Origin of the sequence: Paenibacillus solisilvae, assembly GCF_042656405.1 — a bacterium.
Lineage (GTDB): Bacteria > Bacillota > Bacilli > Paenibacillales > Paenibacillaceae > Paenibacillus_Z > Paenibacillus_Z solisilvae.
On sequence record NZ_JBHSOW010000002.1, the window covers coordinates 37799 to 48500 of the forward strand.

A 10702-nucleotide genomic window follows, 5' to 3' on the forward strand; every position below is an offset into this window, starting at 1 on the left:
ATTTAGTATGGATGTGAAAATCTCCCCATGTTCCCGGGTTTTGGTGCTCAGGGAAATGGGGTTTTCACTGCAATGATTTGTTTAAGAACAAGGAGTGGAGATCGAATAGATGAACACACTTATAGAAACAATCATGAAACGGGCGGTATTAATTGTTACATCTATCGTTATCATTCTGGTCTGGGGAGGAATATCCGCTTACCAGATGCAGCGGGATTATTTGCCGCCGATCAATAACCCTACGCTGATGATTTCCGTGCACGCACAGGATTATCAGACGGATCAAATAAAAGCTTCCATTTCGGGGCCTATTGAGCAATCGGTCCGAAAGGTAAATGGTCTTGAAACCTTGGAAACTAACAGTTTTGACGGCGGGCTTTTGATAAGCATGTATTTCCCTTTGAATTACGATATGAACCGTGCGGAAAGCGATGTCACTTCTGCGCTGGATCATGTGTCTTTACCGACGGATGCGAGCAAGCCAACTGTAACGCGGGTAAGTACGAGTTCCTTTCCGATGATGAGATTGAGTCTGACAAGTCCGTCTGGGAAAGTGGACGATAATACGCTTCGCACAACAGTTCAAGCTCAAGTAAGCAATGAACTGAAAGCATTGTCGGGAGTAAGCGAAGTACGCGTGACCGGTGCAGGAAGCAACGGCTATGTATTATCTCTTCGGATAGCGGATTTGAGAAAAGCCGGATTGACGATAGATGATGTGAAGCAATCTCTTTTCGGGATTCATTCGACGTGGGCGCAGGGGAATATAACGAACAGTCAAGTGTCGATACCCCTCCAGGCATCGGGGTGGAATCAAAGCGAACAGGATTTAGAGCAGCTCCCTATCCATGATGCGGCCGGACATAGCGTTCCTCTCTCCGCCATAGGGGATGTTTCGAAATCGATGATTGATCTGAAAACGATATCTCGGACGGATGGAACGGCCAGCGTCGTTTTTGATGTGCTGAAAACTCCGTCCTCCAACATTACCGAAGTATCCGAAAGAATCCATGACCGGATCCAAGACATTCCGGGCTTTGGGCCGGGAGATATCAAGCTGACTGTGCTTTTCGACCAGGGTGAACAGGTGAGATCTTCTTTGAATGGTCTGTTCAAAGAAGGGATGCTAGGGTGCCTGCTTTCGATAGTTTGCGTCTTTCTCTTTTTCCGGAATATACGGTCCACCATGCTCATTGCTTTGTCCATTCCCATTTGCTTCCTGGCCACAACGGGACTCTTAAAAACCATGGGAATTAGTCTGAACATTCTCACCATATCCGGCCTGATTGTGGCCATGGGCAGGGTTGTTGACGATTCGATTGTTATTCTTGACAATATGTACCGCAAAGCTCATGAATCCCGGGAGAAAGTGAATTCGGTTCTTTTAGCCGAAGCTGTACGGGAGATGATACCTGCAATCGTATCCTCGACAGCGACAACCGTTGCCGTGTACATTCCTATCGCTCTGGTCGGAGGCATGATTAGCTCTGCTTTCTCCGGGTTTGCATGGTCGGTTGTCATTGCGCTCCTAACGTCGATATTGGTTGCCGTATTTGTTGTCCCAGCGCTTTACCTCCTTTGGCATAAAGGACGTACGAACAATTCCGCGATCTCGATCGAACCTATCTCGCATAGAGTGTTAAGCTGGACTTTTCTAAGAAAAGGGAAGATCACCACAGCGTTTTGTCTGATGTTTTTGATTGCGGTAGTAGGCTCTTTTTTTCTGCCGGTGAACTTTCTGCCGACCAATCGTTCCGGACAAATCAACGTTCAATTGGAATTTCCTGAAGGTACTTCCTTGCCGCAAGTGGATGAGACTGTGAGAAGAATGGAACAAACCTTAAAGTCGGATGCAAACATAGCGACATTCTCTTCCGTTCTCGGCTCTTCCTTTACTCCCCAATTTGACGATGTATTCGACGCCGGCGGAGGTTGGATTCAAGGCGATAATATCGCCAATATTGTCGTCTCGACCAAAGAAGATGCGGATATCGATACAGTGACTGCTGAATTGCAAAAGCAGCTTCCGAATCTGTCGGGCACGGCGATTTGTACCGTAACGAATCAAAATATTTCCGGGGATGATTCGCAGCTGAAGATCGATCTCTCCGGAGCGGACGGTGTCACGCTCGACAACGCTGCTAAAATCATCAGAAGCAAGCTGCAGCTTGTTCCAGGACTCAGTGTCGTGGGTACGGCCGACGATAAAGAAGCCCTTCCCAGGTTTCAAATATCACTCAACCGGGATTCGGTTGAGCAAACAGGAGTGCAGCCGGAGGCAGTCTTCAAACGGATTCGGGAGTATTTATCGGAAGGAACTAGGGTCGATGTAAAGACTGGGAATCAGGAAACGATCCCGTTTGCAATCTATACCGATCTTCTGGAAAATATCAGTGGAGCATCCGCTATGACAAGTCCGGAAACAGAGATTCTTTCTTTCCTGGGTAGAGAAACATTCAAGGGGAAAGAAGGTCAAGACGTCCGGTTGAACCAAATCGCATCCGTCAGCGCCGGTAACGGATTGTCTGTTATACGGGAACGGGAAGGGCGGCCCTTTTCGGTGGTGACGGCCAATATCACTTCACGAGATGTGGAAAAGGTAACCGGGCAGGTGAAGGATATGATCGATCAGCTGGAGCTGCCTTCCGGAGTTCAGTACTCGATCAACGGAATTTCCGCTCAAGTGGAGCAAATGATCTTTGGAATGGGCATTGCTATATCGGTATCCATTCTGCTGATTTTACTCATTGTAAGTATTGTATTCCGGGGTTGGAGAGCTCCGTTGACCGTGTTGATCTGCATTCCTCTGGCTTTTATCGGCTCCATACTCGGCATGCTGGTTTGGGGAGGGGAATGGAATCTTGCCGCACTCGTCGGATTGTTGATGCTTTCAGGGATCGTGGCCACCAACGGAATCGTTCTTGTGGATAAAATTGAGCGCAACTTGTCAAGCGGAATGAATCCAAAGGAAGCGATTCTGCAGGGGACCGTATCCAGGGTACGTCCGGTCTTGATGACGGCAGTGGCGACCATATTAACCCTTTTTCCCCTATGCATTTCCGGCAGCGCAGATACCATCGTTTCACAAACGCTGGGAACTGTGGTCGTTTGCGGTATGATCAGTTCGACGATGATCAGTCTGCTGGTCATTCCGATGATGTATGAATGGATGCATTATCATAAACCATTGGTAGTGAGGAAAAAAAAGTTTAACACAAAACCTGTCGTATCCCAATAAAGAATCATTCTATGATGCGTAGCCCGCTCTTAGCGTGGTCCGTCAGCGATAAATGATTCAGAATCGATATTTTAATGAAAGACTCCAAGCTGCCGGTCCGTCGGCAGCTTTTGCGTTTTTGTGCAGCCGTTTCAAGCGCTGTTCACTGAAAGAACAAGAGAGACATTCCTGATTACACAATGTTGCTGTCGGGTGACAAGAGCTTTATTCCATTTACGATTTTGACAAATAATCTGATCATCATTGGCCAACTCCAGACGTGGTGCGTGGGAAATGTCCCGTAACACGAATAACGCCCTTCCGATTCCCTATTGGGAAGCGAAGGGCTGAGAAGTCGTGAATCGGATATTTACCCGAAAAAATAAGGGATCGAGCGTACGTACCGAAGTAAGCTGAGTGAAGTTAAAAGTGATTTGCAGTTGACTTCCTGACCACTAGCTCTGTTGGAATTATCACCTTTTGACGTTCTTGATCCGGATTTTCTATAACGGAAATTATCAATTTTGCGGATTCCGTACCTATCTCGTATTCATGTTGATTTACATAGGTTGGCGGAATCTTTGAATAGCCGGAATATTCGTAGTCATCGAAAAAGATAACCGAAAGGTCCTCGGGTATACGCAGCCCAATTTCTATCGCTGTTTCCATTACGGAAAGGCCGATTGCCGAATTCACGGCAAAGACCGCAGTCATATCGGGGTTTTGCCTCAGAAATAGACGCAGTTCCTCCTTAATGTATTCACTTATTATCCCATTATAAATAATTTGATTGACCTGATCGACATGAAAATGCAGGATACGAAGCCGGTGTTCAATCGGAATGTTATGTTCTGCAAGAGCTTTTTCATAACCAGTAAGACGATCTTTAATGCTGCTTGTACCTTGACTATGAGTTGAAATAATGCCGATTTTGGTATGTCCTCGTTCGATTAAGTGGTTAGTGGCATCGTACGCGCCTTGAACATTATCGGCGCACACGTAATTCGTATCTAAGCCCTGTAAATATCTGTCTACGATGACAAGCGGAAATTGATTTATAGTAAGCTCTAAAATTTTTTCGTTGTATGTTTCACCTTCCACGGGATAAATGATAATTCCGGAAACGCCCTTCCTGATGACCTCTTGAATCATTTGTTTTTCCAATTGCTTCGAATTGAATGTTTTGCAAAAGATCATGTGATACCCGCGTTTTGACAACTCCTCCTCTATACCATTTATTAAATGTAAGGAACGAATGGTTTTAGCAAGAGGCGTAATGAAGGCGACTGATTGTTTATCTGAATCACTGTAATCCATCGAGTAGGCAATGGGCTCACCAGAGAGATTGGATGAGAGAAACGTTCCTTTCCCTTGAATTCGATATAAAAGTCCCTCTTCCATTAGATTTTGCATGGCTTTTTTTATAGTTAGCCGGCTTACATTAAATTTTTCCGCCAATTCAGTTTCAGAGGGAAGTTTATGATTAGGCTGCCAATTATTTAGTCTAATTTGATCTAATAAATATTGTTCGATTTGTTTATACAGCGGAACACGCTTCACAGATTTATCCATAATTCAGCCCTTTCACATGTGTTTGTATTATATATAAATATATAACTTATACAAGTGTGTGTTGTAAAGCGATAGGGTGTTAAAAAAGAGTAGAATTTACAACAATTATAAGAAGAGTTGACACCTCGAAAACAAATTTCATCTATCTTAATATTGTACTTATATATACAACATAATCATTTATTCAAGTTATAGGGGTGATACGGAGCTTGCTTAAATCTAGAATTTGGAAGTATAGGCTATTGTATTTATTGTTCATGCCTGGAATCGTCTATTTTTTAATATTTGCTTACATTCCCTTTTACGGCTTGCTGATTGCTTTCAAAGATTTCCAAATGTACAAAGGGATTTGGGCAAGTCCTTGGGTCGGTTTTGATAACTTCGTCTATATATTTTCTTCAGAGAAATTTCAGCAAGTGTTCAAAAATACGATCTCGATCCATATGTACCGGCTTATCGCAGGGTTTCCTATCCCGATCCTGTTTGCGCTTCTGCTGAATGAAGTAAGGCGAATGTGGTTTAAAAGATGGGTCCAGACGATTACGTATTTCCCGCATTTTCTATCTTGGGTTGTATTTTCAGGAATCGTCATCAATTTTATCGGGCCGATAGGAATCATCAATACCATTCTTAAAGGTTACGGAATGGAGCCTATCAATTTTTTGACCAGCCCCGGAATGTTCCAGGCACTGCTCGTGATTACCGGAATTCTTAAAGAATTCGGATGGGGTGCGATCATTTACTTAGCCGCTTTGTCGGCGATCGATCCGCATTTGTTTGAAGCGGCCAGAGTGGATGGCGCATCGAAGCTGAGGCAAATATGGCACGTAACGCTGCCGGGCCTCAGACCGATGATTGTTCTCCTGCTTGTCTTGAATCTTGGGCACCTGATGGATGCCGGCTTCGATCAAATTTACATGCTTTATAATCCTGCTGTACTGGATGTAGCCGACATCATCGATACTTATGTGTACAGGGTTGGCTTGCTCGATGCGAACTTCGAAGTGGCGACAGCGGTAGGGTTATTCAAAGGATTTGTCGGGTTGATCCTGATTGTTGCCGCTAATTCCATAGTAAAAAAATTGGAAGGGAGGTCGCTATGGTAATGCCTTCAACTTCAGAAGCTTCAGCTACTCGTCCCGAGCAAATCCGTACATCTACGATAAAGCTTTACCGTAATCTGGATGATAACCCGCTTTGGGCGCAAATTATCATCTATCTCCTATTGGCTTTTTCGGGGATCATTACCCTGTATCCAATGGTTAACGTTTTGGCCAAGTCGTTTAGCGAAGCTCAAGCGATCATCGCCCATCCGATGATGTTCGTCCCTTATGACTTTACGATTGAGGCCTATAAGTACATCTTTTCGACTTCGATACTGATTCGATCGTTCGGCATTACGGTATTCGTAACGGTAGTCGGAACGTTCCTGAATCTGGTTTTAACCGCCTCGGCGGCCTATGGATTATCCAAGACATACGTTCCGGGCTACAAATTTTTTATATGGGTCGTGATTATACCCATGCTTATAGGAGCGGGCCTTATTCCTCAATATATGCTTCTAAAAAATTTGGGGATGTTGAATACGCTTTGGGTGTTGATTATACCCGGACTGATATCGCCTTTCAATTTCATTCTCATGCGTAATTTTTTCTGGTCCATTCCTCAGGAATTGGAGGAATCGGCCTTCATTGATGGGGCATCGCATCTGCGCGTATTGTGGAATATTGTGCTTCCGTTGTCAAAAGCAGTCCTCGCAACCATCGGATTGTTTTATGCAGTCGGACATTGGAATGACTATTTCAATGGGTTGTTTTTCATCAGCGACAACTCCAAATGGCCGCTGCAGGTTGTTATGCGGTCTATCATTATCGACCAAAACATGTTAAATATGGGCTCTGCCAGTGACGCGATGTCAATGGAAAAAACGGTGGTCACTGCTGAAAATATCAAAGCCGCGACAATCATTTTTGCGATTGTTCCGATTCTGCTTGTTTATCCGTTTTTGCAAAAGTATTTTGTAAAAGGCATTCTATTGGGTTCGGTGAAAGGGTAATTTCACATAAAACTAATATTCAGGAGAGTGAAACATGAAACTCAAAAAGTATTCAGGCTCAATTATGGCGGTTGTACTTCTTGCAGGGTCGATGATAGGTTGTGCCAAATCCGCGGACAACACCCAAAGCAATAACTCGGCGTCCGATCAAAAGTCCTCCGAGGCATCCGCCGAACCGACGAAGTTTTCATATTTGCGTCCGGTTTGGGGACCTGCTACTTACCAAAAGGGCGGCGCATACGAGAAGGAGCTGTTTAAACAGGGGAATGTTCAGATCGATGCGCAAATTATTCCGGTAAGGCCGTACAATGAGAAAGTGAACGCCATCATGGCTTCGGGCTCCATTCCGGATGTGATGTGGGGATCCGGTCCATTCGATCCCGTTTTTCGCGATGCCCAACAACAAGGAGCGTATCTTAAAATCAACGACTATCTTGAAAAATATCCTGCAATCAAGAATGCGTTTCCGGATTTTCTTTGGAATCAGTTAAAGGATGAAAAGGGCGATATTTACTTTATTCCGAATCCGGTCAGCCCTTATGTTCCTTTCATGCTCATGTACCGTCAGGACTGGTTCGAGAAATTAAACATTCCGGAGCCGAAAACAATTGATGAACTTGATGCGGCATTAGAAAAGCTGAAAAACAGCGATCCGGACGGCAACGGTAAAAACGATACGATTCCGCTGACGATTGGAACCCGTTGGTATTTGAAAGATTTGGCTACCTCTTTCGGTGCGGCGCATGATGGTTGGGAACCGTCCAAGGAGGATCCGAATAAAATCATTCCTCCTTTTGCGAACGAGAAACTGATCAATTTTAATTTTTGGCTTCAAGATTTGAGCAAAAAAGGCTTGCTGGATCCTGATTTTGGTGTCGTCTTAGACCAGCAAAAAGCGATCGAAAAATTCATATCGGGCAAGACGGCCATCTTTCCAAACAATTACGTCAATTACTTACAGGTTCTCAGCGATATCAAAAAAGTGAATCCCGAAGCCAAAGTCGGCATCATCTCACCGCTTGTCGGTCCTGACGGATCTCAAGGGGGAGTACGCGCCATCGTGCCGATGGACCGCGGTTTTTATGTGTCCTCCAAAGCGAAAGATCCGGAAGGCATCTTCCGTTTTCTGAACTGGCAGTTGACGGACGGAAACGATTTTCGCAGATACGGCATTGAGGGCAAAACATATACTGTGGCGAGCGACGGAAGTAAAGAAGAAATACTTGACGTGGACAGGGAACCGGATTATCAGGAAGCGCAGTTAGAGCCGTTTGGGACCATCACGCCGTACGAGGAAGCGATGACAGATTGGGAATTGGTCAAGAAAAATTTTGAAAAGAACGGATTCGCTGACCAGTTTGACAATTATAAGAAAAAGTATGACGAATACCTCGTAACTACGTATCCGGATTACCGGAATAGAGGCGTCATCAGCCCGATTGAAATGAAGGAAGGCACCAAGCTGTATGAGGATTACATGAAAGCGACTGTCGAAGGCGCGGCCATCAATTATAAGCTGACGAAGCAAGATTGGCTTGACCAGCTGAAAAAGTGGGAAAACGCCGGAGGAAATAAGCTCATAGAAGAAGTAAACTTGCTCCAGAAAGATAAATCCAAACCGAAATCCGAATAAATAGCAGTATGGATAAATCAGGCGTCCGAACGTATGGACGTATGGGTGCCTGATTTTTTTTGTGCACCAAGTTTGGGCAATAAACTGGAACCACGATCAGGAGGAACCGCACATGGCACAACAAATTACGACTCGTTTCAAAATGATTGCATTGGATATGGACGGTACATTGTTGAACCGGAAACAGGAAATTTCCGAGCAAAACCGTAAATGGATTCAAGCGGCTTTAGAAGCGGATGTGAAAGTCATTTTGGCCACCAGCCGGCCCATTAGAGGCGTGCTGGAGCATGCTAAATCGCTTAACTTCGATTTGCCGGTTGTCGTCAGCAACGGAAGCGAGGTTTGGAAGACGCCAAGAGAGCTGCACAGCCGCTATGAGATGAATGCGGAGACGAAGGAGCGGATCGTCGAAGTTCTTCGGCAGCATGAAGGAAATATCAGATTTTGGGTGCAGGTTGCAGGCGGACAATTTGACTATGACAACTGGGATCCTATGAAGGCGCATGAGGCAAAATGGCTGCAAGTCGCTATAAAGGCGGAGGATGCCGATCGTTTGAAGGAAATCTACGAGGAACTGCATTCGTGGAGCATGTTGGAAATCAGCAACTCTCATATCACGAATATCGAGTGCAATCCTCCGGGCCGCAACAAAGGAAGCGGATTGCTCGAGGTGTGCGGTATGTTCGGCATCCGTATGGATGAGGTGATCGCTGTCGGTGACAGCTTAAACGATGTCTCGATGATTCGTGCGGCCGGTCTGGGTGTGGCGATGGGCAACGCACAGGATTACGTAAAACGGGCGGCGGACGAGATCACGCTATCCAACGAGGAGGATGGCGTAGCTGACATCATCCAACGTTACTTTTTCTAAACTCTTTGCAGGTAATATATTACTAAAATTGATTCTTAAGGAGCAACGATATCGATGAACCGAAATTCATTTTCCATTATCATTATACCGGATACACAGTCTGTCACGCGCAATCACCCGCATCTGCTTGAGCCAATGGCCGGTTGGATTGTGGATCACGCACAGGAACTTAATGTGAAAATCGTGCTGCAGCTGGGCGACATCGTCGATTCCGGCGCGAACGACGAAGAGCAGTTCGTGGCGGCTTTTGACACCATGGATCGGCTGAGGGAAGCGAACATCCCGTTCGTGATATGTCCCGGCAACCACGATTACGACAATCTACTGAGTGAAGACCGCAGCCTTACGATGTATAATCGATACTTCGGACCGCAGTTGTACCGCAATCAGCAATGGTTCGGTGGGTTGTACAAAGAGGATAGCGCCGAGAACATGTTTGTCAAGCTGGATGCAGAAGGCCGCAAGCTGCTGGTGCTCGCCCTTGAATTCGGCCCGCGCGACGAAGTGCTGGCTTGGGCAGACGGCGTGCTGGAAGCGCACCAAGACCACGAAGCGATCGTCATCACGCATTGCTACATGAACATCCGTGGAGAACGAACCAAAGCCGACGACAACCTAAATCCGAAGAATTATCCCGGATCATTCGATGCCAACGATGGCGAAGATGTGTGGCAAAAATCACTGCGCAAGCATCCGAATGTCATTGCAGTGTTCTCCGGTCATCATGTTCCGGGGAACGTCAGCTACCGTGTGGATCTTGGCGACAACGGCAATCCCGTATTTCAATCGTTCCAAAACTGGCAGATGACTCATTGCGGCGGCGAGGGGAGATTTCGCATCATGCGATTCCTCGCGGACAAAGATGAATTGGAGTTTTCCGTGGTGCATCCTCAGACCGGAGCCTATGAGGAGGTTTCCGGATATCGGGTAAGCTTGCCGTTCCAACGGCAGAGATTGGAGATACCAGAGGCATCTGTCGAATGGAGCACTTTCTGTTATCCTTCTCAAATAAGTAAAGCTGTGAAGGAGCATTGAGAATCCTTCCCGAATGGCTAGAGGTAAAACAGAAGTCGGAGGAACATAGACAAAAAGCAAGCAAAGGGCAAGGGGAGCTTTTCAATGTTAGGCTAACAGTGAAGCACTGATTTTGAGATTAATAGCGGTGTTCTCTTAGAAAGTCACAAATGAAAGGTAACGGTAAAAGTCACGAAAACTCCGTTCGAAGATGTAATTACTGCATCAGAAACCCTTATACACCAAGAAAAACGGGACCTTTTGGGGTCCCGTCAGGCTGTAGAGAAACCCACTCTTTTCTGAAGCGATGGGTTTCTCTTTTTGTTTGAGACATGGTTT

7 protein-coding genes and 1 pseudogene are annotated in these 10702 nt (G+C 45.7%); 7 read left to right on the forward strand and 1 reads right to left on the reverse strand.

Annotation, left to right across the window (positions count from 1 at the left end; genetic code table 11):
• Positions 1-109 precede the first annotated feature (109 nt).
• Positions 110-3238, forward strand: coding sequence for an efflux RND transporter permease subunit (locus tag ACFPYJ_RS00305; RefSeq protein ID WP_379186031.1), 3129 nt, complete (start codon positions 110-112; stop codon positions 3236-3238).
• Positions 3239-3481: 243 nt separating this feature from the next.
• Positions 3482-3568 (forward strand): annotated as a pseudogene (locus ACFPYJ_RS00310) (group II intron maturase-specific domain-containing protein); the annotation flags it as partial.
• A gap of 72 nt (positions 3569-3640) precedes the next feature.
• Here the strand turns inward: ACFPYJ_RS00310 and ACFPYJ_RS00315 are convergent.
• The gene (locus tag ACFPYJ_RS00315) at positions 3641-4789 is read right to left on the reverse strand and encodes a GntR family transcriptional regulator (RefSeq protein WP_379186033.1); all 1149 of its coding nucleotides are present in this window, start codon (positions 4787-4789) and stop codon (positions 3641-3643) included.
• 242 nt (positions 4790-5031) lie between these two features.
• Between ACFPYJ_RS00315 and ACFPYJ_RS00320 the strand changes: the two genes are divergently transcribed.
• The 5 genes from ACFPYJ_RS00320 to ACFPYJ_RS00340 all read left to right on the forward strand — a co-directional run bounded on the left by ACFPYJ_RS00320 (position 5032) and on the right by ACFPYJ_RS00340 (position 10384).
• Complete coding sequence (locus tag ACFPYJ_RS00320; RefSeq protein ID WP_379186034.1) at positions 5032-5895, forward strand: ABC transporter permease; 864 nt, start codon at positions 5032-5034, stop codon at positions 5893-5895.
• A complete protein-coding gene (locus ACFPYJ_RS00325) occupies positions 5895-6845 on the forward strand; it encodes a carbohydrate ABC transporter permease (RefSeq protein WP_379186035.1) in 951 nt (316 codons plus the stop codon). Before ACFPYJ_RS00320 ends, ACFPYJ_RS00325 begins: the two co-directional genes overlap by 1 nt.
• A 34-nt stretch (positions 6846-6879) precedes the next feature.
• A complete protein-coding gene (locus tag ACFPYJ_RS00330) occupies positions 6880-8478 on the forward strand; it encodes an extracellular solute-binding protein (RefSeq protein WP_379186036.1) in 1599 nt (532 codons plus the stop codon).
• 112 nt (positions 8479-8590) lie between these two features.
• Positions 8591-9349, forward strand: coding sequence for a Cof-type HAD-IIB family hydrolase (locus ACFPYJ_RS00335; protein WP_379186037.1), 759 nt, complete (start codon positions 8591-8593; stop codon positions 9347-9349).
• Positions 9350-9403: 54 nt separating this feature from the next.
• Positions 9404-10384, forward strand: coding sequence for a metallophosphoesterase (locus ACFPYJ_RS00340; RefSeq protein ID WP_379186038.1), 981 nt, complete (start codon positions 9404-9406; stop codon positions 10382-10384).
• The last annotated feature ends 318 nt before the right edge of the window (positions 10385-10702 follow it).